The following is a 24,051-nucleotide window of genomic DNA, read 5'->3' as shown; positions in this document are numbered from 1 at the left end:
GATGTTAGAATAGAGGGCAGAAATGTTAATCCACATTGGCTGTCTCACTTTTATTTGTATCTTTGCAGCCGATTATCATCCGTTCATGTATGAGAAAACTCTTGATTCTGTCGTTACTAGCCACTTCTGCCAGCGCAGAAGTTCAACAGTATGTTGTGGCAGATATGGAGTCGCGAGCTCCCATTCGCGATGTCCTGATTCATACCGACGACAATCAGGATACCCGGAGCAACTGGGATGGTACATTCTCGCTCCATGAGGGATTCGGTAAGATTAACCTCTCACATCTGAATTATGAGAAACGCTACATCCTCAAATCGGAGCTGAAAGGCGACACCATCTGGCTGATGCCCAATATGAATGCCTTGCGTGAGGTGGTAATTTATGGTGAGCGACGGTTCGACAATCGGATGGCAGAGATGCGGAAGTCCACAATGGACCAGAGCGTCGATGCCCAATTAGCCCGAATCAAGATTCCTTCAGGACCCAATGTGCTTGCCATAGCCTCCTGGCTTTTTGAAAACACCTTAGGCAAGAATCTGGAGAAGCGTGCTAGAAGGAAAAAGGCCTTAAAGGTGGTCCGCCAGCAAGAAGCGGAATACCAGCAGCGTTGGGATGCCCTGGAAGGGAAAAAAGAATGAGGGGGAAAGCACAAATCATGGTAAAAGGCTACGAAGTTGAGTAGTTGTGTAATATAATGTAATGGTTTTCTTGCATCGAAAAGGGAATTTGTCTACCTTTGCAAACGCGAAGACAGGCTGCACCTCAGCAAAGAGCTAGTTCTCTGCATTCGGTTTGCACTGTCTTTGCAAACGTCCGGACAGACAAACAAATGTTGAATCATTAAAAAAAAGAAGAAATGAAGGAACTGATTATCTTGTCGTTGATGGCTGTGTTTGGCCTCACGACAGCAAGTGCACAGAAAACTGTGGTAGCCGAAAAGAACCAGCAGGCCTTCGATGTCGTAGAACAGATGCCTGAGTTCCCTGGTGGTATAAAAGCCCTGCTTGATTATCTCTGTCAGAACGTGAAGTATCCTGCTGATGCCGAGAAACAGAAGATAGAAGGAAGGGTGATTGCCAACTTCGTGGTTGAAACTGATGGAAGTATCAGCAATGTAGAGGTTTTCAGGCCCGTATTCCCTTCGCTCGATGCCGAGGCCGTCAGGGTCTTGTCTGCTATGCCTAAGTGGAAGCCTGGCATGCAGAGCGGCAAAGTGGTAAGAGTGAAATATACAGTACCTATTAGCTTCAATCTGAAATGATAGCACTCTCCTTTTTAATACTTTCCCTCTTTATTGTGGGCTGCTCGTCTGAGCAGCCCCACAATGAGTTCCTGACGAAGGCTGAGGCGATGGTCTTTGAAAAGCCCGACTCCGTTGTGCGGTTGCTCGCCCCTCGCTGGTACGACACCAAGATGGATGAGGCTGATCTGGCTCTCTACGGACTGCTTTATACGGAGGCCCTCCATCGTAGCGGACTCTATACGGAGGCCGATTCGCTGATCATCTTCAGTAGAAAGTATTATAAGGAGAGAGGTGATCAAGAACACCTCTCGAGGGCATTGCTCCATCACGCTATCATTCTCTATAGACAGAAGCTGACCCACGAGGCTGTGCTCACCATGAAACAGGCGGAATATCTGGCTGAGGATATGGAACTGCCAGCCTTCAAGTGGTATCTCTACTCCGTGTTGGGTGATGTGAACGACAATGTGGGCAACTATACCCAGACCCTCCGTTACTACAAACAAGCCCTTGCTGAAGCCCGGAAGAGCAGGAACGAGGCGTGGATGGTACAAACCCTCAATAATATTGCCACCACCTTCGACCTCTTAGGCCAGCCTGACAGTCTGAAGCACTATACGGACTTGGCACAGCCTTATGCCCCCAAGACCGATGGTGAGATTCGAGCCACTTATCTGGTCAACAAGGCCAGCTATCTGCTAAGCCTTGGCAAGCGTCAGGAGGCCAAGCAGTTGTTGAATGAGTCGATGCGCTATACACCCATCGACAGAGCCTCTAAACTCCTGGCCGACATCTATATGAAGGAGGGCGATACAGAGGCAGCAGCCCAACAGTGGTATCGCCTCACCAACTCGTTCTCGCCAGATGTCAGCATCCAGTCCTACCGCTTACTGATACAATACCTGAACCGTAAGGGTGACAAGGACCAGGCCTTGGAATATAGTCAGCGACTTAATGAGGTCTATCAAAAGCTCTACGAACGCAGCGATGCGGCTGGTGTCATCGACATGCAGGCTCAGTATGATGAACAGCAAAAGGAGCGCCGCCAGTATCGCACCACCATTGCCCTGCTGGCAACCATCATTCTCATTGCCATAGGTGCTACTATTATAATAAGGTATAGTCGCAGGCGCATTGATCTGCTGAATGTCAGGTTCATGGAAAGCCAGCAGAAATATGACATGACGCGTAGCGAACTCACCCAGATGCGCCACCAGAAGGAGCGCGAGATGAAGGAAAACTCACAGCAGCTGAAAGCCGTCATCGCCCGATTGCATGCCTCTGCCAACAAGGGTAGGGTAGCTGATGACGAGGATGTCAATTCTCTGGCACAGTTCTCTTATGCCCTGAGTCCAGCGTTGCAGGTGCTGCTATCCGTACTGACTACCAAAGAGCAGACTGTCTGTCTGCTAATCCGTCATAACTTCCTGCCTACGGAGATTGCCACACTGACCATCTCTACTCCCCAGTCCATCACCAATACAAGAGTACGCTTGTTGAAGAAACTCTTTGGTCAGACAGGTGGCGCCAAGGACTTCGATGCTGCCATCAAGGCAGTCAACTAAGGCATTGGGAAAAGGTTAACAACTAAAGAAACTAATTAAAATAGTTTAAAAACTAAAGTATTTAGTTGTATATAACGAAAAGTTTTAGTTACTTTGCGCTCAGATATTGATAATTGACGCAAATAAAAGGTAAACTTAAAACCCGAAAGCAATGAAGAAACTGACCAACAAGGAAAAGGAAATCATGGATCTGTATTGGAAGCATGGTCCTATGTTCGTTCGCGAGTTGCAGGAGCACTATGCCGAGCCCCGCCCTCACTTCAACACGCTCTCTACGATCGTCAGAATCCTGGAGCGTGAGGGATTCCTCGACCATAAGCAGTTTGGCAATACCTACCAGTATTACCCCCTCATCTCTGAGGCGGAGTATGGGCGCAAGTCTATTGCAGGTATCATCAAGAACTACTTCGACGACTCCTATCTCTCTGCCGTCTCCTCGTTTGTCAAAGAAGAGAAGATCAGCGTAGACGAACTGCGCGAACTCATTAACCAGATAGAAAACCAACAATCGTAAAGTATGATGGACTTCCTGATATACGATGCCAAGGTGGCTGTGCTGATAGCAGTATTCTATATGTTCTATCGCCTGATGCTGGCCCGTGAGACCTTCCACAGGGTGAACCGCCTGGTGCTGCTCCTCACGGCTGTTGCCTCGTTTGTGTTGCCCTTGTGTGTGATTACCATGCACGAGACGGTTACGATGGAGGCGGTGCCTGTGATGACTGTCGACAATCTGACAGTCGACGATGTTGCGCCCATGCCAGAGCCCGCTGTAGAAACGCCTTGGTGGCAGATTCTGCTGCCTGTCCTATTTATGATAGGTATGGTCGTAACGATAGGCCACACCCTGATGTCAATGTTCAGAATCCTCATGCTGATAAAACGGAGCGAGAAGCATCCCCAGTCTGATGGTACTACGATCTGCGTGTCCGGAAACGCCGATGTGCCACCATTCAGTTGGATGCACTATATAGTCATGAACCAAAGCGACTACGCAGAACGCAATGCCGCTATTCTCGCTCATGAACGGGGACATATCCGCCTCAGGCACTCCTGGGACCTGCTCCTCGTGGACACCCTCACCGCCCTCCAGTGGTTTAACCCTGCCATGTGGATGCTGCGCTCTGACCTCAGGGCCATCCATGAATACGAGGCCGACGGTGAAGTACTCTCTTTAGGGATTAACGCGCGTCAATATCAATATCTGTTAATCACTAAAGCCGCTAGCATTGGCGGGTACTCCCTTGCCAACGGTATTAGCCATAGTACCCTCAAAAACCGAATCAATATGATGTTACATAAGAAATCAAGCCAGACCAGTCTGCTGAAGCTCCTCGCCCTCGTTCCCATCGTTGGCCTCGCCCTCGCTGTGAATGCAGAGAAAGTGCAGGATGTGGTGTATACCAATACTGTGGCTCCCTCTGCAGAGGAACTTGTTAATGAGGAAATCCTGCAGGCAGAACCTCAACCTGCAGAAGTAGTGGACGAAGCTAAGAATAAGCCAATCACCTTTCAGGTAGTCTTTAGTCCTGAAGATTCGCCAATAGCAGGCGTTCCTGTCCTGATGGTAGAGACTGGTAAACCTGTCAAGAGTGCCGAGACTGATAAAGACGGAAAGTTTGTATTAGACAATCCTGTTGTTGGTTCTTTGGTGACCTTTACTGTTGTAAACTACAGTAAGGGAATTAGGATTACTAAGGATATGGTTGCAAAGGGTGACGTGGTGAAGGTCGCCTTTGAGGCAAATCGTAGTGGGAAGAAAGAGCCTGAAGGCACACCTGATTCCAATAAAGCCTATGATGTCGTTGACGAGATGCCCCAGTTCCCTGGCGGACCGTCTGCACTCTTTGAGTTCATCTCTAAGAATATCCAGTATCCGAAGGAGGCTGAGGATGCCAATCTTCAGGGGCGGGTGATTGTTTCATTTGTAGTAGAGAAAGATGGTAGTGTTTCCAATGCAAAGGTGGTGAGGCCTATCGATCCCTTGCTCGACGCTGAGGCTTTGCGTGTCGTCAACAGCATGCCTAAGTGGATCCCCGGCAAGCAGAATGGCGAAGCTTTCCGTGTTAAGTACACAATCCCCGTTACTTTCAGAGTCGAAGGCGGAATAAAAGGAGCAGACGACCCTCTCGTCCAAAAAACGACAGCCTATCTCGCTGGTTATTATGCAGCAAAGAATGGTCTTCCCCCAACGCCAAAGACGCTGATTTTAGTTGATGGTAAAGAGGTGTCTTATGATGAGCTGGAAAAGATCAAAGGTGAATCTATCGACCATATGGATGTGTTGAAAGACAAGTCTGCCATCGAGAAGTATGGTGAGAAGGCCAAAGATGGTGTCATCCTGATCACCACCAAGAAGAATACCAAACAATGAATCATTGTGAAATGAGAATTATACTGAGTTTTTTCGTCCTCGCCCTGCTGGCAGTTTCCCCTGCCAGGGGCGAGGTTTTGGCTAAAAAGTCAAAGACGTTGGAGCCCGTTGCTGACTCCCTCACCATCTGCTTGCAGGCTGGCGACAGCTGCATGCAACAGTTCAACACCTTTGAGGCGCTGAAGTATTATAAGCAAGCGTACGCCCTTGCTAAAGCCAGAAGTCAGCAAAAGGCAGTAGAGCATCTTGATCTTCCTCTCGACAAGCTTGAGGAACTGCCTCAGGAGAGACAGGATGAGATTATCGAACATCTGAAGCAATCAACTGAAAAGAGTGCGATAGTCGACTGCATGGTCCAGATGAAACTCGCCAACTGTCATTATAAACGGGCGAACTATCGTGAGAGTGCGCAACTGCTGAAGACCATCCCTGAGGATTCGCTCTCTCATGAGGCCTTCCGTCAGTTGGCACTGAGCTACAAAAAGCTGGGGGATCTTGATTCCTATGTTTATTGGGCAGGGCAGTTGGTGGCTCGTTATCCTATGGATGGAGAGATCGTGGCAGGCCTGACACTGGGCTATGTTCAATTGGAGCAGCCACAGAACGGACTCGAGTGCGGACAAAAGTACTTTGCCGTCGACTCGACAAATATCGAAGTGAATCGTGCCCTCGCCGATGCCTACTTTATGGATCGCCAGTTCGAGAAAGCTTCGCAGATGTATGAGCGTTTGCTCCAACAAGGCGATTCCGCCTTCAATACCCTCTATTCGGCTGGTATGAGCTATTCGCGCATTGACAGTCTGGAGCGTGCCTATAAGTATCTGCAACTGGCCTTCCTCATCAGTGGCATGCAGCATCAGGGGTGTGCCTATCGTCTTGGGGTGGTGTGTGTCGATACCCAGCGCTATCCGGAGGGCCTTAACTACCTGAAGCTGGCCACAGAGATGATGCAACCCGATACCACCACCATGAAGGCCATCACCCTTTCGCAGGGCGAAGGCTATTACCTTAGTCAACACTATCCCGAGGCCGTGGAGGCTTGGAAACGCCACTTGGACTACAACCCATCATCCGTCGCCACCTACTTTAATATAGCTAATGTCTACGCTTATATCCTGAAAGACAACAAACTGGCCGAGGACTATTATCGCCAGTTCATCGACCTTGCCCGCCAAGAGGAGAAACCCACGCAGCAGCTCATCGACATGATGGGCAAGGCAGAGGAATTCCTCCATAAAATCAAAACAAAGCGGATAACTGTACATAAATGAAAAAATAATAATACCTTTGCAGTATGAAACGATTATCGACCATTTTAGGTAGTCTGCTGTTCCTGATGAGTGCCAATGCTCAGAATGAGCAGTTTGCCATTACGCTGAAGGTGGACTCTGCCATTGCCAGTGAACCGCAGAAGGTGTATCTGTATTCACAAATCGAGAACCAGATGCAGCTGCACGATTCACTGCATATTGATTCCGTACATCGCATCGGTACCTTGCACGGCTCTGTACCTTATGAGTATGCCGTCCATCTGATGTTTGCCCGTCGAGGACCAGGGGTGGTGCCTGTAGTGGTGAACAATGGCGACAGTATTACTGTTCATGTGGCTGATGAAGATGATGGCTTCCGCCTGCGCTATCCCAGAAAGGTGGAAGGCTCGCCAGCCATGCTGGAGTATGTCGGCTATCATCTGATGCAGGATAGTCTTGATAGGAAGGAACGCATGGCCAGAGCAGAGTCGCAGCTTGTAGGACTACCTGAAGCTAAGGTGGATTCGCTCAAGGCGATTGAAAAAGCAATCTTTCGCGAGATAGAGCACAACAAAGAGGTCTTTGCCATGAATGCCAAGTACCCCTATGCAGCGATGGGGGCAGGCGGTAGCATCTATAGCAACTACAAATGGAGCCCTACCACGCATACTTACAAGGAGGAGGTAGTCGATTCCATCATGAACTCGCTCATAGCCCGCTTTCCTGACTATCCGCCTATTCGTGCCCTTGTTAATGACAGTACACTTGGCAATTATATGTCAGCAGAGAGTTTTGCTACTCACACCCTGTTCTGGAAACGTTATAGCGATCGCTTCTACGACAGTGAGACGGACACCATTGTCCGTCCGCTGAAGATTGGCGACTATATGAAGATCTATGGTCTGAACGAATATCGCGGCCAGTATATCTATTTGGATTTCTGGGCCTCGTGGTGCCAGCCCTGTCTGATGCAGATGCCCAACATCAAACAGGCAGCCCAGATGTTTGCAGACGATCTGCGGGTTTATCTCGTCTCTATCGATAAATCAGGTAAGGAGTGGTGGAGTGCAGTGAAGGAACATGATCTGCTTAATCATCTCGATGGCGAGCATCCCTATCAGATTCATCATATCCATGCCTACCGCAATAAGGGTAAGTTGGACGATGAGGTCCGTCTGCTTGGTATCAAGACCATACCCCACAACTATCTCGTAGACCGCTCAGGACGCATCATCGCCAAGAATATCTCTGCCACGATGCTGATCGACAAAATGCAACAACTATTGGAAAAGGAGAGACAACAATGAAGAAACTACTACTTATTCTTATCGTCTTGGCTGTACAAGCCGAATCGTGGGGGCAGGTTCGAGATTCTGCCCGTCTTTGGGCCTCGAGAGGCTATTTTAACAAGAGTCTTGACGAACTGCGCCAGATACCAGAAGATAGTCTCACGATTGAAGACATGCGACTATTCTATGATAACTTCGTCCAACTCGGACAATACGATTCTCTCGCATATTGGGGTGATAAGATTCTGAAACAAGATCCTTACGATGTATCGTTAATCGTTGACTTCACACCACGACTGAATAAGGGTTGGCAGGGCGATGTGGGCAAGAAGAGTTATCCTTCGAAAGTCATCGATATCTGTCAGAAGTATCGTGAACGTGACTCCACCCATATTCTTGTGAATCGTCAACTCGCTGAGGCCTTTTATAATATAGGTAACTATGATCTTGCTTTGCCTGCACTCAAGCAGTTGGAGGCTGTGGGCGACACCTGCTTTGGAACGCTCTATACCCTTGGACTGACTTATCAGCGTATGGGTGACAACTCTACTGCCTACGATTATCTGTCGCGAGCAACCACCATCAATAATGATGCCAACCCCTATTGTCTCTTTACGCTTGGTATCGTTTGCAATCGTATCGGTTTTGGTGCTGAAGCCCTGAGTTATCTCGATATGGCCAAGGAGCGGATGATGCCAGACCGCAGGACGCTCTTCCGCCTGCATCAAGAACTGTCAGATGCTTTTGGGAAGAAAGGTGAATACGATTTCCGCTTAGAGGAATTGCAGGAGTGTATGAAACTGGCTGACGAGAAAGATGTCAATGAACTGACCTATCAGATGGGGCAGTGCTACTTCCAACTGAAACAGCGCGATAAAGCCAAAGAGTGCTTCAACAAGTTTCTTGAAGCAACGGAGAATAAAGAATACAACGACAAAATCAAATCCATGCGCCGTTCAGCAGAGCAAACCCTCCGCATGATGATGTGGTAAGTGTTTTTTTTGTTAAGTTTTGCTAAACGCTGTTTGGTTTTAAGAGAAATTCCCAATTTATTGCGATTTTGCTTGGAAGTATAGAATCTTTTTCTTATCTTTGTGGCGAAATCGCAATATATTGGGATTATGACGCAGCAAGAAATTGGTAGTGCCATTAAGGAGCGCCGGAAAAAGTTGGGAGTAAACCAGCAGACGCTGGCCGATTTGGCAGGTGTGGCAGTCAATACATTGGTTGCCATCGAACGTGGTGAGGGAAATCCGCAGTTATCAACGCTGCTGACTATTCTTGATACGTTGGGATTACAAGCAGATATCAACATCAAGCAATTGGAGTATGAGAGAATGTAAGGTATATGTCCACAATGCAGAAGCAGGACTTCTGCAAGAGACAGACGACAGAGAATATGTATTCACCTATCATGATGACTATCAGGGCGATCCCGTGTGTCTTGCAATGCCTGTAAGACAAAAGGTTTATCGTTCTGACCACCTTTTCCCTTATTTCTTCAACATGCTTTCCGAGGGGGCTAACAGGCAGGTGCAGTCGACGTTACTGCATATTGATGAGAAAGACGACTTTGGTATTATGCTGGCCACTGCACAATATGACACCATTGGAGCCGTAACCGTAAAACCTGTATGAATATGATAGAACTCAATGTCTGTCCATCTACGCTGCAGGAAGGTTATTCCACCTATTCGCCAATGGCTTTGAAACAATTGTTCGATGGGCAGCCCGTATCACATATTCTGGATTTCAACAGTCCAAACAATGAAAGTGCTGATAGCGAAGCCTATCTGAGAAGTGTAGGCCGTATATCACTTTCTGGTGTACAGCCAAAGGCAAGCCTGATTGTCAACTCAAGCCATCAGCTCGTAAAACCGGCAGAAGATGAACGTGGCACCTATATCTTAAAGCCTGCTCCTTCATCCTATGCGCTTTTCGAACGTAAATACTGTCCTGCCAATGAGCACCTGACAATGCAGTTGGCATCGCAAGTCTATCATATTGAGACAGCAGCTAATGGACTATGTTTCTTTCGTGATGGTGAGGCTGCATACTTCTGCCGCAGGTTTGATGTCGGACCTGACGGGCAGAAATACCAGCAGGAAGATTTCGCATCGATAGCGGGGCTGACAAACGCCAATGGAGGTAGTGATTACAAATACTGCAACCTGAGTTATGAGGAATGTGCTGATATCATCCGCAAGTATGTAAATGCTGCTCCTGTTGAGATACTGAAATTTTTCCGCATAGTGGTGTTCAACTATCTCACCCTCAATGATGATGCCCATCTCAAGAACTTCTCGCTCATTAACCGAGGCGACGGCGAGTACCATCTGGCTCCTGCCTATGATCTCATCAATACAAGCCTCCATTTGGGTATGCCCCGCATCTTTGCCCTCGACAAAGGGCTTTTCAAGGAAGGCATGCTGATGTCTGATACAAAAACCGTCAGTAGGGAGGACTTTGAGGAATTTGGCCGTCGTATAGGACTGGCTCCACGACTGATAAAGCGAGAACTAGACACATTTGCCACAGATATCCCATTGGCAAAAGAACTGATAGAACGTTCTTTCCTTTCGGATGCCCTGAAACGCAGTTATTGGCTATCGTACAAATATAGAAGAAATACGTTATCCATTGTAAATAACGGTAAAAGAGTTAAGTAACATTAAATCTTGTTTGGTTTTGACGTTTTGGCGTGTCTTGTAGATGTAGTGCAAGCATAAGAATGGACAGAACAGCATTTGAACATCAAGCCCGCTCGTGGCGGAAGAAGGCGCTCAGCGTGAGCATCAGCAACGGGGCGGGCAAGGACGAGGCAGAAGACATCGCTCAGGATGTGATGCTCCGCCTGTGGCAGATGCACGACGAACTGGACCGTTATGACTCTGTGGAAGCCCTCGTTGCCCTGATGGCCAAACATCAGCTCAGGAACCACCAGCGACGAAAACCCTCAGAAACGCTCGACGAAGCCATAGTAGTGAGCCTCAACACCAGTCCGCACGAAGAACTGGAGAGCAAGGAAAACGATGAATGGCTCTCAGCAAAGCTCCAACAACTGCCCACCACACAGCGCACCTTATTATATATGCGACAGGTGGAACGGCGCAGCCATGAGGAGATAGCCCGACTGCTGGGTATCGAGATCACCTCGGTCAGTACACTACTTGCAAGGGCACGACGAACATTATTAGAAGAAATCAAAAGGAGGAATCAACGATGATACAGTACACAAAGGAACATATAGGCCGATTGCTCGACAAGTTTATGGAAGGCACATCGACGCTGGAGGAAGAAGACATCCTCAGCCAGTACTTTGCCCAGGGTCAGATACCTGCAGAGTGGGAGGAGTATCGTCTGTTGTTCGCAGAATTCGAGGCGATGAAATCCCAGTCTTCCGCCAAGCCCAGAAGAAGATGGATAGGGTGGGGCGTGGCTGCTGCTGCCGTGGTGGCAGGTGTGTTGTATCTCACGATGCCTTCCCGCCAGACAGATCGGAATCCCGATGTGCCCCTGATGGTTCAGGCAGACTCGACAACCACGCAACAGGCAACGCCCGATACGGCGTCATCGCCTAAAGAGCAAGTGCTGCCTGTTCAGACCAAGAAGCGCAGCCTCAGGAAGCCTGCACCCACCATGACCGATTACGACAAAGCCTATGCGCTGACGGCTGAGGCGGAAAGGGCAAAAAGGAATGTGGAACTGGAGCTGGAACAGGCCCGGCAGGAGGTCATCGACGCCCAATTGGCTGCCTATGGCTTCATTCCCGTGATGCAAGAAGATGGTACCATAATATATATTAACGAACAAAATGAATTAATTGCATATGAAGAGTAAAAACTTAATGATGGCCACGATACTGATGCTATCGGCCACAACAGCAAATGCCCAGCAGAATATCCAGAAAGCATTCGATGCTCTGCTGAACGACAATGTTATAGAAACCAAGACGCAACACTCGGTGGATCGCGACCCTGAGACGGGTAAGAAGACGGCTCAGTCGGATGTCTACGACTTCGTGGTGTCCAATCCCTCTGGCCTCAACCATGTCAAAGCCATCCAGAAGGCTTTCGAGAACGACAAGGATGCAGCCTACCAGCTTCGTACGGTCAGCCATCCTGGAAGCGACCACATGTCTTTGGCTGTTGGCGACGGCAGGTCCCAGTCTGTGGCTATTGGCAAGATGAAAGGCTCCAATTATATCTACGCCTGTTTCCTCGACAAGGACGATCCAGAGAAGAAATACCGCTATGCCTACGCCATGGAGTGGTTGGAGAAAGGCGAGAAGACCCAAGTGCGCCTTGCCATCACCTATGCCACCACCCAGGAGTATCGCAAGAAGAACCCTAAGATTAAGAAGATTTTCGTCAATGGCAAAGAACTGAAATTGAATCCTGGCAAATGGACAGGGTTTGAGGGCGACTCTATCTTCATTGGTGGCGAAAAGAGTTCCGAATTGTGGCTGAGTGAGTTTAATACTTACAAGAATCTGTTTCTGAAGAAGCCCGATGGCGCAGCCGCCAACTATTATGCCACCTATATCTACAACCTCTGCAAGAAGGCTAAGCCTTTGGATGATGCGGAGAAAAAGATGGTGGCTAAGGAAATCAAGAAACTGAAAGCTAAAACCGAAGATGAATTCATCCAGGATCTGTTCGAAATGAGCATCGAACGGCTTAAGAAATAACCCACTTATGAAATATTTGAAGATTGTTTTCCTCTCGCTGCTTCTGGCAGCGAGAGTAGGGATAGCTATGGCCCAGACGCAAAAGGATTCTACCAGCGTGAGCAACGATTCCATCACTTGGAACAAGGAGTTGGAGGGAGTTGTCATCAAGGCACAAAAGCAGCTCATCAAGCAGGAGATTGATCGCATCGCTTACGATGTACAAAGCGATGAAGAATCGAAAACGCAGACTGTAATCGATATGCTGCGCAAGGTACCGATGGTAACAGTAGACGGACAGGATAATATCCTCGTAAAAGGCAACAGCAGTTTCAAAGTCTATAAGAACGGGCACCTTGATCCCAGTCTGACGAAGAATGCCAAAGAAGTATTAAAGGCGATGCCTGCCACGATGGTGAAACGCATCGAAGTGATTACGGATCCAGGAGCACGAGAGGATGCAGAAGGCGTGGATGCCATCCTGAATATCGTGATGGTCAATGGCTCAAAGATGCAAGGCATAACAGGCGTGGTCTCTGCCAGCTATACATCTCTGAGTCATCCCAATTTCTACACCTCGCTCACTGGGCAGATGGGCAAGCTACTGCTATCTGTGGATTATGGTTTCAGCAAAATGACGGATAAGGACTCCTATAATCGTACGGAAGTGGATCGTACCTATCTCGATACAGGCAATCGGATGTTCTCAAATTCAGAGGGTTCTAACCCAGGTGACATCCACTACACCAACCTGAATGCCAGCTACGACATTGATTCGCTCAACCTGATCTCGGCCTCGTTTGGTGGCTACTTCTATAAGTTTAATGTGCAGGGCGACGGCTCCACCTGGCTTGGACATGATGATCAGCCCATCTATAGCTACAACAACCACTACTGGATGCCAGGCTATCAGCACCATTCATGGAACGGACGATTGGACTATGAACATAAGACGCAACGGAAGGGCGAGCGGCTCACTCTCTCTTACATGCTCGCCCTCACGCGTCAACATACCGATCAGGAGAATACCTATACAGAGTTGATGAATGTACCCTTCCCCTATAGTGGCAGCATGATGAAAGAGCGCGAACGCTTTACAGAGCATACGTTTCAGGCCGATTGGCTCAGACCTCTGGGCAAAGGTCACCAGTTGGAGATTGGCGCCAAATATATCGATCGCAATAATAACAGCCATAACACCCAAGACTTTTATGATACAGATATGCTGACCAGCAATGAGTTTCAGCATACCACCCGAGTGCTGGCAGGCTATGCCGACTATATCTACAAGCGGAACAAATGGTCGGCTCGTGCAGGATTGCGCTATGAGTATAGCTTTATGCAGGGCAGTTATCCTGATGGCAAAGGCGAATCGTTTGATAAACACTTGGGCGACTGGGTACCACAGGCCACACTGAAATATCAACTGACGGATGCCCAATCCTTGAAACTGAACTATACCACCAGCATCAATCGCCCAGGCATCTCCTACCTGAACCCTGCAGCATCCATAACCCCAACTGTTGTATCGCAGGGTAATCCCAATCTAGAGAGTTCGCACACTCAGCGCCTCAGTCTCATCTATTCCTATATTCTGCCCAAGCTGACTTTCCAGTTCGCTCCAGCCTATAGCTTCTCATCTGGAGGCATTAGCTCCGTACAGACGGCTAAGGGCGATGTCCGCTATACGACTTACGACAACATCCTGCGCTATCGTCGTTTCTCCGTTGAGCAGTATGTGCAATGGAAGCCTTTCGATGGTACAACTCTCATCATCAACAACAACCTCCGTTATGAGCATAATGAGAATCCCAATTTGGGATATTGCACTCATGGATGGTCGGATATCGGCTACGTGCATCTCACTCAGAAACTGCCTTGGAAATTGCGCCTCTATCTGAGCGTAAACGGTAAGATAGGACATAGTCCATCGGGCGTCTACTATATACAGCATTCTTGGTATAACTATTATGCCTCACTACAACGATCATTCTTGAAAGGCGATCGTCTAACAGTAAGGCTTGGGGCCAATTCTCCCTTCGACAAATACTTGCCTTCTGTGGCAGAAACTGTTAATGGCAACTATCGTGATTATCAGCAGTCATGGAATCGAGGACGCTGTTTCACTATTTCAGTCAATTGGCGCTTCGGCTCGCTGAAGTCAAGCGTTAAGAAGACAGAGCATAGCATCGAAAATGACGATGTAGTTGGCGGAATATCGAAAGGAAATTCGTGACTTTGTTTAGGAATGTAGGTAACTTTCTATTTTTCTATACAATCACATGGGGCCCGCATCACTGCGAGCCCTATGTAGATGCAAAAGAGCGACTCACACTCCATTCTGCGACAGAACTTTGGAATACCCTTAGATCTTGTCGCAGGATGGAGAAAATAACCTTTTTCTTTGTTTATACAGGAATCTTGAAATGCTCAAGGAGGGCTTTGAACTGGTCTTGGGCGGTGAGGCAGGTCCCAGTCTGTGGCTATTGGCAAGATGAAAGGCTCCAATTATATCTACGCCTGTTTCCTCGACAAGGACGATCCAGAGAAGAAATACCGCTATGCCTACGCCATGGAGTGGTTGGAGAAAGGCGAGAAGACCCAAGTGCGCCTCGCCATCACCTATGCCACCACCCAGGAGTATCGCAAGAAGAACCCTAAGATTAAGAAGATTTTCGTCAATGGCAAAGAGCTGAAATTGAATCCTGGCAAATGGACAGGGTTTGAGGGCGACTCTATCTTCATTGGTGGCGAAAAGAGTTCCGAATCGTGGCTGAGTGAGTTTAATACTTACAAGAATCTGTTTCTGAAGAAGCCTGATGGCGCAGCCGCCAACTATTATGCCACCTATATCTACAACCTCTGCAAGAAGGCAAAGCCTTTGGATGATGCGGAGAAAAAGATGGTGGCTAAGGAAATCAAGAAACTGAAAGCCAAAACCGAAGATGAATTCATCCAGGATCTGTTCGAAATGAGTATCGAACGGCTTAAGAAATGAATCATTGTGAAATGAGTATACTGAGTTTTTTCAAATCCTCGCCTACTTGACATCATTGTCAGTGGCGAGGATGTTTCTACTTCTACTGAAATCTCCGTATCCTATTGTTATCCTCGTAATTATCAGTAATATCAAGTCCTACTAAAGTTCTATTTTCCCTCTACTAAAGTTCTACTATTGTTCCACCCGAATAGTAGTTGATGGCGTTTAATGTGCTTCTATGTAACGAGGTAAGTCAAAGGATACAGGGAAGTGACTCCTAAATTCTCTAGAGAATTTAGGAGCTTGCCGTAATTAAACTATAAGAAAGGTCGGAGTAAAGTGTTAAATTCTCTAGAGAATTTAAGGGTTTCCTAATGCCTGACTCTATAAGAGCAGGTAGCAAAGTGCGGGTTTAATACACTATAACATTCTGTTTGTGGCATGGTGAAGTTAATGAAATGAGTACATTTATAGAATTAATGTAGAACTAATGTAGAGGATTAATAGAACTTTAATAGAATTTAAATTGCTATATAATTTCTTGTAAATCAATAAATTGTACTGTTTTTTGTAGAACTTGAAGCAATAATATATAAATTTGGATTTATATGGATAACCCTGAAGAGCGGCTTTTAAAGCTTACTTGAAGATTTCTGCAAGTCTGTTCTCGATGTCCTGACCACGAAGGCCACTGGCTACGATAGTGCCATCAGGAGCGAAGAGGATGATATACGGGATGGCGTTGAAACCATAGACACCTGGGGCGATGTTCTGCGAGTTGATGATCTGCGGATAGGTTATCTTATCTTTCTCAATGGCTTTCAGCGTGTTCTCAGGCTTGTCGTTTACAGCCACGCCAAGGGCAGTGAAGTTGCGATCCTTGTATTTCTCGTGCATGGCGATAATGTTTGGAATCTCTTTACGACAGGGACCGCACCACGAGGCCCAAAAGTCAACGAGTACGTACTTGCCACGTCCTACAAAATCACTGAGGCGAGTGGTCTTACCGTCATACTCTACTGCGAAGTCTTTGAACATGTCGCCCTCCTTAGGACGATTCAGTAGGGTGTTCATTCTATCGGCATACTTGACGATGACGGGATGCTGCTGTACTGCCTCACTACACTGGGCGATGAGTTCCTTAACTTGCTTGGCGTCATCAGAGGTGATGGCGTTATACGATGTTACCATCAGTACATTAGTAAGGTCATGACGGTGCTGGGGGACGTAATCCTTGATGAGCTGTCGGGCTTTATCCATATCGCCTTCTTGGTTAGCCTTGCGAATGTCGCTTATGGCGCTGAAGAGTGCATCGTTCTGTGGCGTGCCTCCTACAGAGAACGAACGGTCGTCGACAGTAACAACGATATTACCTGCTTCGAGGAGAAGGGGGAAGCTCTGTGTGCGAGTGCCGTTAGGAATCTGCATCTGCAATTGCAGGACGGCAACCTGGGGAGCAGTAACCTTACCGCTGATGGTGATCTTGTTTTCCAGGAAGGCAGTCTTCTTGGTGATAGGTTCTTTGCTGGCATAGTCGGCTAAATAGAAACTGTCGATATGGACACCTTGCTTAGTCATGGATTCAATGACTGAGGTGAGATCACAACTAACGGTGTAGTTATTCCCTTGTGCGGAGGTCGTCAATGCGACAAGGGCTAGTACGAATGTGGATAATAGTTTTTTCATAATCAATATCAATTTCTAACTATTTATTTTATAGACATGGGAAATATCAAATGATTACAGGTTTATGTGTTAAAGAAACCAAAACTTATGTTTGTTAATAATTCAAACCTTTAATCGTTCGTTCAGCAGGTTGAGAATATCTTTTGGTTTCTTGGCGAGGCCTGTTACGTAGATGTCGTAAGGCTCGCCTGGATTCAGGAGCGTTTTCTTACGCAGACTAATTCCGTCTTCCACTTCTTCTATAGTTACGCCTGCCTCAACATCTTTCTTGTAGCGGATGCATATCATCTCTTCTCCTTTGTAACTGGTTGGATAGAATGAGTCTACCTCTTCGAAACAAACTTCCCATGGTACAGATGTGTTTATCATCACAGAGTAGTCTGAGATAATGAGTTTGGGCTTCCTGATGGCGAAGGCAACAATACTGATGGCCGCACTGAGTGCAAACATCATAGCTGGAATCATGATGCCGCTATTAGATTTGCCTCCAGATTGATACATGCTGAACATGCACCCTGCCATAAAAGCGATGAACATGACAATGCCAATGATCGGATTCTGCTTTGATCCGTATATTTTTATCTTCTTCATATTTGGTTTGATTTGATGTTGTTATTCGTCTCTATATTCCAATATGTCTCCAGGCTGGCAACCCAGCTCGCGACAGATGGCCTCGAGGGTGGTGAAGCGTACGGCCTTGGCCTTGCCCGTCTTCAGGATCGAGAGGTTGGCTAATGTCAAGCCTACTTTCTCGGCTAACTCGCTGAGCGACATTTTGCGCTTGGCGAGTTCTACATCTAAGTTTACAATGATTTGTCCCATAGGCCTATTAAACAGTTAAATCCTGTTCTTCCTGTAACTTCAAGCCTACGGCAAACACCTCGGCTATAATCAGATTAAACACACCAAAGAGGAAAGCATCGAAGAAGTGCTCGTAGACATCAACAAAGCTACAACCCGTATAAAGTTCATCGCCAGTAGCTACTAAGGCAACAATTATCAGTCCGCAAGCCGTCAAGCGCAGCAGGCTGACATTCTCCCATACAAACACCTTGTTGCGGTTCACATTCAGGATAAACCGGATAAAGCTGATGAACGACACAAGGGCGGCTACAATGGCGAACATCTCAGCAATGAACGCCAGCAGATGAGCCCAGCTGTAATCGGGTTCAGCATTGCTACCCTTTTCCCAACCTTCCTGAAAGGCATCGGCCCCAGTAACAAAGGTCATCACAACCATTGTTGCCATCAGCAACAACATCAGTACACAGAAAACGTTCAGTCTCTTTTTCATAATTCAATCGATTTTTGTTGATTTCATACTCTGTTTATTGTTTTATTTTGTTTATTTATCGATTTTCGATATGCAAAAGTAGTTGTTATTTCTGAATTAACCAAAGAAAATCAATAAAAACTTATCGAAAAACGATAAATTTAACGTTCCGTAACAACTAAGCATTACATCTTGGGAAAAAAGAATGTTGGCGCCCTTTTGGAACGCCAACACTTTTCTTAATGTACCTGAGTGGTAACTACAGGGCAATCGGCTCGTAGGGGAGGGCGAAGACATCGGCGACGGCCTTGAAGGTGACCTTGCCGTCAACGATGTTCAGGCCTTTGGCCAGAGCAGGATCGTCCTTGCAGGCCTTCTGCCAACCCTTATCGGCCAGGGCAATGGCATAACGTAGGGTTGCGTTTGTCAGAGCCAATGTAGAAGTATTGGGAACGGCTCCTGGGATGTTGGCTACACAATAGTGAACGATGCCCTCTTCTGTATAAACGGGATTGCTATGGGTGGTAGGACGGGAAGTCTCGAAACAGCCGCCTTGGTCGATGGCTACATCGACGAGAACAGTTCCTGGTTCCATCAGTTTTAGCATATCGCGCGTAATCAGATGTGGCGTCTTATCTCCAGGTACGAGTACAGAACCTACGACGATGTCTACTGTCGGCAACATCTTACGGATATTGTGCTCTGAGGAAAAGAGTGTATGGACATTGGCGGGTGTCTCAATGTCGAGCTGACGCAAGCGGGGCAGGGAGATATCGGCTATGGTGACATCGGCACCCAAGCCAGCTGCCATCAGGGCTGCAGCCTCGCCTACGATACCACCACCCAGTACCAAAACCTTGGCGGGTGATACACCAGGAACTCCACTGATGAGTTTGCCCTTGCCGCCCTTCGTTTTCTGCAGATAGTAAGCACCATTGAGGGTCGCCATGCGTCCTGCTACCTCGCTCATGGGCTGTAGCAATGGCAATGAGCCGTTAGGTAACTGTACCGTTTCGTAAGCCAGACAAACGGCCTTGCTCTTCAGCATGGCATCCGTCAGCTCTTTCTCGCATGCGAAATGGAAATAGGTAAAGAGCAACTGCCCTGGACGCACCAGCTCGTACTCGGGCTCGATGGGCTCTTTTACTTTCACAATCATGTCGCACTCGCGATACACGGCCTCGATGGTAGGCAGAATCCTCGCTCCCGCCCTGATGTAGTCGTCGTCGCTAAATCCGCTGCCTTCGCCAGCAGTGTGCTGTACGCTCACCTCATGTCCACGACGTGTAAGTTCTGCTACTCCTGCAGGCGTCATGCCTACGCGATTCTCATTGTTTTTGATCTCCTTGGGAATTCCTACTTTCATAATCTATGGGTGTTTAGTTAATTGATGGTGCAAATATACAAAAAATATCCATTCGTTGTTCAATTATTAAGATATTTTTCTTATCTTTGCAGTCGAAACTAAAACTTTGAAATGGAAGAAGAAATCAAGATACCACAAGAGTGGAATAAATTCTATCTGAAAGATGTGTCGTTTGTCAATCTGATGACACGACGCATCTTTAACGTACTCATCGTGGCCAACCCCTATGATGCCTTCATGCTGGAGGACGATGGCCGCGTGGACGAGAAGATTTTCGACGAGTATATGGAGTTGGGCATGCGCTATCCGCCCACCTTCACCCAGGTGTCGACGACGGAGGAGGCCAACGAGGTGCTCCATACGACCGACATCGACCTCGTGATCTGTATGCCTGGTAATGCCGACAACGATGCCTTCACCGTGGCCCGTGAGATCAAAGCCGAGCATCCCAACATCCCTTGCGTGGTGCTGACCCCCTTCTCGCATGGCATCACCAAGCGCATCCAGGATGAGGATATGTCGGTGTTCGATTACGTGTTCTGTTGGTTGGGTAATACCAACCTCATCATGTCGATCATCAAGCTGATTGAGGACAAGATGAACATCGAGCACGATATCCGCGAGGCTGGTGTGCAGATGATTCTCCTCGTCGAAGATAATATCCGTTTCTATTCGAGCGTACTGCCCAACCTCTATAATTATATCCTCGCCCAGTCGAAGCGTTTCTCTACTGAAGCCCTGAATCCTCACGCTGCAGCCCAGCGTAAGCGAGGACGCCCCAAGGTGGTGCTCGCCACGACCTACGAGGAGGCCATGCAGATCTATGAGAAGTATCACGAGAATACGTTGGGTGTGATCAGTGATACCCGCTTCCCGATGCAGGTTCATGAGGGACGGCTCAGTCACGTGGAAGAGGGCGATCCGGAGGCAGGTCTGAAGCTGTTGCGCGAGATCCGCCGTCGTGATGAGTATGTGCCCCTGATCCTCGACTCTTCGGAAACCATCAATCGTGCCAAGGCAGAGGCCGAGGGCTTCCATTTCATCGACAAGAACTCCACGAAGATGAATGTCGACCTTCACCATCTGATGGAGGAGCACATGGGTTTTGGCGATTTTATCTTCCGTGATCCTAAGACCAAGGAAGAGGTGGCGCGCGTGTCGTCGCTGAAGGAGTTGCAGGATAATATCTTCAAGATTCCTCGCGACTCGATGCTCTACCATGTGTCGCGTAACCACATGAGCCGCTGGCTCTGTGCCCGTGCCATCTTCCCCGTATCGGCTTTCCTGAAACATGTCACCTGGCATAAGCTTCAGGATGTGGATGCCCACCGGCAGATCATCTTCGATGCCATCGTACAGTACCGACGGATGAAGAACATCGGTGTGGTGGCCGTGTTCGACCGCCTGAAGTTTGATGCCTACAGCCATTTCGCCCGTATCGGAGAAGGCTCGTTGGGAGGCAAAGGTCGTGGCCTGGCGTTTCTCGATAACATCATCAAGCGCCATCCGGAGTTGAACCAGTATGAGAATGCGAAGGTGTCGATTCCCAGAACGGTGGTGCTCTGTACCGACTTCTTCGATGAGTTCATGGAGAAGAACAACCTCTATCCCATCGCCCTCTCAGATGCCAGCGATGAGGAGATCCTGCACCACTTCATGCGGGCTCAGTTGCCCGACTCGCTGATAGCCGACTTCTTCACCTTCTTCGATGCGGTGAAGTCGCCCATCGCCGTGCGCTCCAGCTCGCTGTTGGAGGATAGTCACTACCAGCCCTTTGCAGGTATCTACTCCACCTATATGATTCCTTATCTCAGCGATAAGTATGAGATGCTGCGCATGATGGCCTGTGCCATCAAGGGCGTCTATGCCTCGGTCTATTATAAGGACTCCAAGGCTTATATGCTCGCCACGCAGAACGTCATCGACCAAGAGAAGATGGCTGTCATCCTGCAGGAGGTGGTGGGTAAGCAGTATGGCGACCTCTATTATCCGAATTTCTCGGGTGTGCTCCGTTCGCTGAACTATTATCCCATCGGAGAAGAGAAGGCCGAGGAGGGTATCGCCTCACTGGCTCTCGGACTGGGTAAGTATATCGTGGATGGCGGACAGACGCTCCGTGTGTCGCCCTACCATCCCACGCAGGTGCTCCAGACCTCGGAGATGGAGACGGCTCTGACGGAGACGCAGACCCGCTTCTATGCCCTTGACATGACGCATGTGGGCGATGACTTCAAGGTGGACGATGGCTTCAATATCAAGAACCTCCGAGTGAAGCAGGCGGCAGCTGATGGCTCCCTCACCTATATAGCCTCGACCTACGATCCTGTGGATCAGATTATCCGTGATGGTATCTATGAGGGTGGGCGCAAGGTCATCTCCTTCTGTGGTGTGCTCCAGCATGGTGTGTTCCCATTGCCTGAGCTCTTGCAGATGTCACAGAAATATGGTGCTGACGAGATGAAGCGCCCTGTGGAAATTGAGTTTGCCTGCAATCTGAATGACGACCGCACGGGAGAGTTCTACCTGTTGCAGATCCGACCTATTGTCGATTCCAAGCAGGTGCTTGAGGAAGACTTACAGGCCATCCCCGACGAACAGTGTCTCTTGCGATCTGCCAACTCCCTCGGACATGGTATCTCGGAGGATGTGGTCGATGTGGTCTATGTCAAGACGGATGACGACTTTACAGCCGTGAATAATCCTACGATTGCCGACCAGATAGAACAGATCAACCGCAAGTTCCTAGACGAGAACAAAAACTACGTGCTTGTGGGGCCAGGGCGCTGGGGCTCCAGCGACTACTGGCTGGGTATCCCCGTGAAGTGGCCCCATATCTCTGCTGCCCGTGTCATCGTGGAGACGGGTCTGAAGAACTACCATGTCGACCCCTCTCAGGGTACGCATTTCTTCCAGAACCTCACCTCGTTTGGTGTTGGCTACTTCACCATCAATACCTATACAGGCGACGGCATCTTCCAGAAAGAGGTGCTTGACCAGATGCCTGCCGTTGAGGAAACGGATTATGTACGCCATGTGCGCTTCGAGAACCCGATGAAGATCATGATGGACGGCAAGAAGCAGCTTGGCGTAGTACTATTGCCTAATAACTAAAACATTGATGATATGAACTTACATCTTACATCAACTATTCAGATGCCCGACCACGAGTTGCGTCGGCAAGTGATTGACCTTTGCCACAAGGTGGGGAAACCCCTGTTGAAACTCTCCACGAAAGATTATGTGGATAATGGTCTCGGCCATCTTGTGGAACAGTTCAAGGGCCAGGCGGGACTTGTCAATATCGAAGTCTTCAACGAACTGCAGCATACCATTACGGGTTGGCCAGGAGGTAAGCCTGGAGTCGACGACTCCACGCGTCCGGAGCGTGCCACGCCCTATCCAAAACGGGTTGTCGTCTTCTCGCCCCATCCTGATGACGATGTCATCTCCATGGGCGGCACCATCCGTCGACTCATGCAGCAGGGCCACGACGTGCATATCGCCTACGAGACTTCTGGCGACATTGCCGTGGGCGATGAGGAGGTCCGTCGTTTCATGCATTTCATCAATGGCTTCAACACCATCTTTGCCAATGGCTCCGACGAGGTGATCAAGCACAGCTATCAGGTGGTGAAAGCTTTTATCAAGAATAAGAAGGAAGGTGATCTCGACAATGAGCAGATCCTGCGTCTGAAGGGACTGATCCGTCGTGGTGAGGCTCGTCTGGCCTGTGAGTACAACGGCATCGACAGCAAGCATATCCACTTCCTCGACCTGCCTTTCTATGAGAGTGGCAAGATTGAGAAACTGCCCATGAGTGAGCGCGATGTGGAACCCATCATCCAGCTGCTTGCCGAGATCCAACCCCATCAGATCTATGTGGCTGCCGACCTTGCTGATCCCCATGGTACCCACCGTAAGTGTACTGATGCCGTGCTGGCAGCTATCGACGAGGAGAAGAAAGTTGAGACTGAGGCTCGCAGCAAGGGTGATCCTTATGTGCCCCTGTGGCTCGACGACTGCCGTGTGTGGATGTATCGTGGTGCCTGGGCAGAGTGGGACGTGGCAGATATCGAGATGTGTGTACCCATGAGTCCTGAGGAGTTGCGCGAGAAACGTAATGCCATCCTGCGCCATCAGAGTCAGATGGAGAGTGCTCCGTTCTTAGGCAACGACGAACGCCTTTTCTGGCAGCGTGCTGAGGATCGCAACCGCGACACCGCCAAACGCTACGACGAACTGGGCCTCGCCTGCTACGAGGCCATGGAAGCATTTGTGGAATACCACTTTTAAAAGGTAAAAAGGTAAAGAAGTAAAAAGTAAAATGGAGATGATGAGAACGAATGTAATCCG

At 48.5% G+C, this 24,051-nt stretch carries 22 protein-coding genes and 1 pseudogene; 18 read left to right on the top strand and 5 right to left on the bottom strand.

The features are described from left to right. Window positions 1–89: 89 nt before the first annotated feature. From BMY16_RS12275 to BMY16_RS12200, 16 genes are all read left to right on the top strand, one after another. Complete coding sequence (locus tag BMY16_RS12275; protein WP_091842864.1) at window positions 90–641, top strand: hypothetical protein; 552 nt, start codon at window positions 90–92, stop codon at window positions 639–641. A gap of 218 nt (window positions 642–859) precedes the next feature. Beyond that, window positions 860–1,264, top strand: coding sequence for an energy transducer TonB (locus BMY16_RS12270; protein WP_091842861.1), 405 nt, complete (start codon window positions 860–862; stop codon window positions 1,262–1,264). Then, a complete protein-coding gene (locus BMY16_RS12265) occupies window positions 1,261–2,811 on the top strand; it encodes a tetratricopeptide repeat protein (RefSeq protein WP_139207222.1) in 1,551 nt (516 codons plus the stop codon). Before BMY16_RS12270 ends, BMY16_RS12265 begins: the two co-directional genes overlap by 4 nt. 151 nt (window positions 2,812–2,962) lie before the next feature. After that, window positions 2,963–3,325: a BlaI/MecI/CopY family transcriptional regulator gene (locus BMY16_RS12260; RefSeq protein WP_091842855.1), complete on the top strand. Its 363-nt coding sequence runs from the start codon at window positions 2,963–2,965 to the stop codon at window positions 3,323–3,325. Between the two features lie 3 nt (window positions 3,326–3,328). Then, window positions 3,329–5,185 carry a TonB family protein gene (locus BMY16_RS12255; RefSeq protein WP_091842853.1) on the top strand — a complete coding sequence of 619 codons (1,857 nt, stop codon included), beginning with the start codon at window positions 3,329–3,331 and terminating at the stop codon, window positions 5,183–5,185. A gap of 11 nt (window positions 5,186–5,196) precedes the next feature. Then, window positions 5,197–6,456, top strand: a complete 1,260-nt coding sequence (locus BMY16_RS12250; RefSeq protein ID WP_091842850.1) for a tetratricopeptide repeat protein — start codon at window positions 5,197–5,199, stop codon at window positions 6,454–6,456. Window positions 6,457–6,479: 23 nt separating this feature from the next. Then, window positions 6,480–7,742, top strand: a complete 1,263-nt coding sequence (locus BMY16_RS12245; protein WP_091842847.1) for a TlpA family protein disulfide reductase — start codon at window positions 6,480–6,482, stop codon at window positions 7,740–7,742. Continuing rightward, on the top strand, window positions 7,739–8,716 hold the full coding sequence (locus BMY16_RS12240; protein ID WP_091842844.1) for a tetratricopeptide repeat protein: 978 nt from the start codon (window positions 7,739–7,741) through the stop codon (window positions 8,714–8,716). Before BMY16_RS12245 ends, BMY16_RS12240 begins: the two co-directional genes overlap by 4 nt. Window positions 8,717–8,845: 129 nt before the next feature. Continuing rightward, the gene (locus tag BMY16_RS12235) at window positions 8,846–9,067 is read left to right on the top strand and encodes a helix-turn-helix domain-containing protein (RefSeq protein ID WP_091843056.1); all 222 of its coding nucleotides are present in this window, start codon (window positions 8,846–8,848) and stop codon (window positions 9,065–9,067) included. Beyond that, the gene (locus BMY16_RS12230; protein ID WP_091842841.1) at window positions 9,054–9,362 is read left to right on the top strand and encodes a HipA N-terminal domain-containing protein; all 309 of its coding nucleotides are present in this window, start codon (window positions 9,054–9,056) and stop codon (window positions 9,360–9,362) included. The genes BMY16_RS12235 and BMY16_RS12230 overlap by 14 nt, the downstream gene beginning before the upstream one ends. A 2-nt stretch (window positions 9,363–9,364) precedes the next feature. Then, a complete protein-coding gene (locus BMY16_RS12225) occupies window positions 9,365–10,393 on the top strand; it encodes a type II toxin-antitoxin system HipA family toxin (RefSeq protein ID WP_091842839.1) in 1,029 nt (342 codons plus the stop codon). Window positions 10,394–10,455: 62 nt separating this feature from the next. Next, complete coding sequence (locus tag BMY16_RS12220; protein WP_091842837.1) at window positions 10,456–10,950, top strand: RNA polymerase sigma factor; 495 nt, start codon at window positions 10,456–10,458, stop codon at window positions 10,948–10,950. Next, window positions 10,947–11,564, top strand: a complete 618-nt coding sequence (locus BMY16_RS12215) for a hypothetical protein (RefSeq protein ID WP_091842834.1) — start codon at window positions 10,947–10,949, stop codon at window positions 11,562–11,564. The genes BMY16_RS12220 and BMY16_RS12215 overlap by 4 nt, the downstream gene beginning before the upstream one ends. Beyond that, window positions 11,554–12,414: a hypothetical protein gene (locus tag BMY16_RS12210; protein WP_139207221.1), complete on the top strand. Its 861-nt coding sequence runs from the start codon at window positions 11,554–11,556 to the stop codon at window positions 12,412–12,414. The genes BMY16_RS12215 and BMY16_RS12210 overlap by 11 nt, the downstream gene beginning before the upstream one ends. 7 nt (window positions 12,415–12,421) lie before the next feature. After that, the gene (locus BMY16_RS12205; RefSeq protein WP_091842829.1) at window positions 12,422–14,629 is read left to right on the top strand and encodes a TonB-dependent receptor domain-containing protein; all 2,208 of its coding nucleotides are present in this window, start codon (window positions 12,422–12,424) and stop codon (window positions 14,627–14,629) included. A gap of 258 nt (window positions 14,630–14,887) precedes the next feature. After that, the gene (locus BMY16_RS12200; protein WP_139207220.1) at window positions 14,888–15,391 is read left to right on the top strand and encodes a hypothetical protein; all 504 of its coding nucleotides are present in this window, start codon (window positions 14,888–14,890) and stop codon (window positions 15,389–15,391) included. A gap of 621 nt (window positions 15,392–16,012) precedes the next feature. On the opposite strand, the gene BMY16_RS12195 is transcribed toward BMY16_RS12200, so the two are convergent. The 5 genes from BMY16_RS12195 to ald form a co-directional block, all read right to left on the bottom strand. After that, window positions 16,013–17,059 (bottom strand): TlpA disulfide reductase family protein, encoded by a 1,047-nt coding sequence (locus tag BMY16_RS12195; RefSeq protein WP_091842824.1) that lies wholly within the window; start codon window positions 17,057–17,059, stop codon window positions 16,013–16,015. A gap of 102 nt (window positions 17,060–17,161) precedes the next feature. Then, complete coding sequence (locus BMY16_RS12190; RefSeq protein ID WP_139207219.1) at window positions 17,162–17,650, bottom strand: hypothetical protein; 489 nt, start codon at window positions 17,648–17,650, stop codon at window positions 17,162–17,164. Window positions 17,651–17,671: 21 nt separating this feature from the next. Further along, a complete protein-coding gene (locus tag BMY16_RS12185) occupies window positions 17,672–17,881 on the bottom strand; it encodes a helix-turn-helix domain-containing protein (RefSeq protein ID WP_073210620.1) in 210 nt (69 codons plus the stop codon). A 7-nt stretch (window positions 17,882–17,888) separates the two neighbouring features. After that, window positions 17,889–18,353 (bottom strand): DUF2975 domain-containing protein, encoded by a 465-nt coding sequence (locus tag BMY16_RS12180; RefSeq protein WP_091842819.1) that lies wholly within the window; start codon window positions 18,351–18,353, stop codon window positions 17,889–17,891. A gap of 238 nt (window positions 18,354–18,591) precedes the next feature. Next, window positions 18,592–19,698 (bottom strand): alanine dehydrogenase, encoded by a 1,107-nt coding sequence (gene ald / locus BMY16_RS12175; RefSeq protein ID WP_091842817.1) that lies wholly within the window; start codon window positions 19,696–19,698, stop codon window positions 18,592–18,594. Window positions 19,699–19,809: 111 nt separating this feature from the next. On the opposite strand from ald, the gene BMY16_RS12170 reads away from it, so the two are divergent. Beyond that, on the top strand, window positions 19,810–22,809 hold the full coding sequence (locus tag BMY16_RS12170; RefSeq protein WP_091842816.1) for a PEP/pyruvate-binding domain-containing protein: 3,000 nt from the start codon (window positions 19,810–19,812) through the stop codon (window positions 22,807–22,809). 24 nt (window positions 22,810–22,833) lie between these two features. Continuing rightward, window positions 22,834–23,991: pseudogene (locus BMY16_RS12165) on the top strand (PIG-L family deacetylase); the annotation flags it as partial. Window positions 23,992–24,051 lie beyond the last annotated feature (60 nt).

It is taken from the genome of Prevotella sp. ne3005 (assembly GCF_900110085.1).
Lineage (GTDB): Bacteria > Bacteroidota > Bacteroidia > Bacteroidales > Bacteroidaceae > Prevotella.
This window is presented reverse-complemented; position numbering and strand designations above follow the sequence as displayed.

What these genes read in the sequence shown, in the direction of transcription:
- BMY16_RS12255 (WP_091842853.1), top strand. Translation starts at nt 3,329, where the DNA reads ATGATGGACTTCCTGATATACGATGCCAAGGTGGCTGTGCTGATAGCA.
- BMY16_RS12200 (WP_139207220.1), top strand. Translation starts at nt 14,888, where the DNA reads ATGAAAGGCTCCAATTATATCTACGCCTGTTTCCTCGACAAGGACGAT.
- BMY16_RS12225 (WP_091842839.1), top strand. Translation starts at nt 9,365, where the DNA reads ATGATAGAACTCAATGTCTGTCCATCTACGCTGCAGGAAGGTTATTCC.
- BMY16_RS12250 (WP_091842850.1), top strand. Translation starts at nt 5,197, where the DNA reads ATGAGAATTATACTGAGTTTTTTCGTCCTCGCCCTGCTGGCAGTTTCC.
- BMY16_RS12260 (WP_091842855.1), top strand. Translation starts at nt 2,963, where the DNA reads ATGAAGAAACTGACCAACAAGGAAAAGGAAATCATGGATCTGTATTGG.
- BMY16_RS12235 (WP_091843056.1), top strand. Translation starts at nt 8,846, where the DNA reads ATGACGCAGCAAGAAATTGGTAGTGCCATTAAGGAGCGCCGGAAAAAG.
- BMY16_RS12230 (WP_091842841.1), top strand. Translation starts at nt 9,054, where the DNA reads ATGAGAGAATGTAAGGTATATGTCCACAATGCAGAAGCAGGACTTCTG.
- BMY16_RS12270 (WP_091842861.1), top strand. Translation starts at nt 860, where the DNA reads ATGAAGGAACTGATTATCTTGTCGTTGATGGCTGTGTTTGGCCTCACG.
- BMY16_RS12265 (WP_139207222.1), top strand. Translation starts at nt 1,261, where the DNA reads ATGATAGCACTCTCCTTTTTAATACTTTCCCTCTTTATTGTGGGCTGC.
- BMY16_RS12210 (WP_139207221.1), top strand. Translation starts at nt 11,554, where the DNA reads ATGAAGAGTAAAAACTTAATGATGGCCACGATACTGATGCTATCGGCC.
- BMY16_RS12215 (WP_091842834.1), top strand. Translation starts at nt 10,947, where the DNA reads ATGATACAGTACACAAAGGAACATATAGGCCGATTGCTCGACAAGTTT.
- BMY16_RS12245 (WP_091842847.1), top strand. Translation starts at nt 6,480, where the DNA reads ATGAAACGATTATCGACCATTTTAGGTAGTCTGCTGTTCCTGATGAGT.
- BMY16_RS12190 (WP_139207219.1), bottom strand. Translation starts at nt 17,650, where the DNA reads ATGAAGAAGATAAAAATATACGGATCAAAGCAGAATCCGATCATTGGC.
- BMY16_RS12170 (WP_091842816.1), top strand. Translation starts at nt 19,810, where the DNA reads ATGGAAGAAGAAATCAAGATACCACAAGAGTGGAATAAATTCTATCTG.
- BMY16_RS12205 (WP_091842829.1), top strand. Translation starts at nt 12,422, where the DNA reads ATGAAATATTTGAAGATTGTTTTCCTCTCGCTGCTTCTGGCAGCGAGA.
- BMY16_RS12185 (WP_073210620.1), bottom strand. Translation starts at nt 17,881, where the DNA reads ATGGGACAAATCATTGTAAACTTAGATGTAGAACTCGCCAAGCGCAAA.
- BMY16_RS12240 (WP_091842844.1), top strand. Translation starts at nt 7,739, where the DNA reads ATGAAGAAACTACTACTTATTCTTATCGTCTTGGCTGTACAAGCCGAA.
- BMY16_RS12195 (WP_091842824.1), bottom strand. Translation starts at nt 17,059, where the DNA reads ATGAAAAAACTATTATCCACATTCGTACTAGCCCTTGTCGCATTGACG.
- ald (WP_091842817.1), bottom strand. Translation starts at nt 19,698, where the DNA reads ATGAAAGTAGGAATTCCCAAGGAGATCAAAAACAATGAGAATCGCGTA.
- BMY16_RS12180 (WP_091842819.1), bottom strand. Translation starts at nt 18,353, where the DNA reads ATGAAAAAGAGACTGAACGTTTTCTGTGTACTGATGTTGTTGCTGATG.
- BMY16_RS12220 (WP_091842837.1), top strand. Translation starts at nt 10,456, where the DNA reads ATGGACAGAACAGCATTTGAACATCAAGCCCGCTCGTGGCGGAAGAAG.
- BMY16_RS12275 (WP_091842864.1), top strand. Translation starts at nt 90, where the DNA reads ATGAGAAAACTCTTGATTCTGTCGTTACTAGCCACTTCTGCCAGCGCA.